Below are 471 nucleotides of genomic sequence, written 5' to 3'. Positions count from 1 at the left end.
TCATAATGCTGCTGAACGGTCTGACTGATGCGTTTTGCCACCTGCTCAGGGTCTTCCACAACACGGGTAAAAATCCCCTTCTTGAGCACCTGCGGTTCTAGGTCAGCAGGGGTCAGGTTTTTGTGCTCGGGTGCGTCCCGTTCTAGCGCCCCGTAGTAGGTTTTCAGCTTGGTGTGGGTGGCCTTGCTTCCTTCGATGCCGCGTTCCAGTCCGACAGGGCGTCCCACAACTCGCGCAAAGTCGGTCTGCATCTCGTTCAGGGCCTTGGCACCACCGAGGAACCGGCGGCAATTCAGGCGGCCTGTATCGGGGTCTTTTGGCACCACGTAGGCCGACAGGTGCGGCGTTTTTTCGTCCCGGTGAATGATGGCAGCGATCACGTTGTCCTTGCCGTGCCGCTCCTGAATCCAGCGCAACGCCTCGTTCAAATAGGGGTCACGACACGAAAGTGTACTTTACGTACGCTTAGAG

1 protein-coding gene is annotated in these 471 nt (G+C 57.7%); it reads right to left on the bottom strand.

What is annotated here, in order from left to right:
- Nucleotides 1-428 (bottom strand): plasmid recombination protein (locus KP705_RS17445; protein ID WP_252348441.1); only part of this gene is annotated, 428 nt, incomplete at its 3' end.
- Nucleotides 429-471 lie beyond the last annotated feature (43 nt).

This window comes from Gluconobacter sp. P1D12_c (assembly GCF_018812105.1).
Classification (GTDB): domain Bacteria; phylum Pseudomonadota; class Alphaproteobacteria; order Acetobacterales; family Acetobacteraceae; genus Gluconobacter; species Gluconobacter oxydans_A.
The sequence above is the reverse complement of the archived record's forward strand: the minus strand, read 5'-3'. Positions and strand labels throughout refer to the sequence as shown.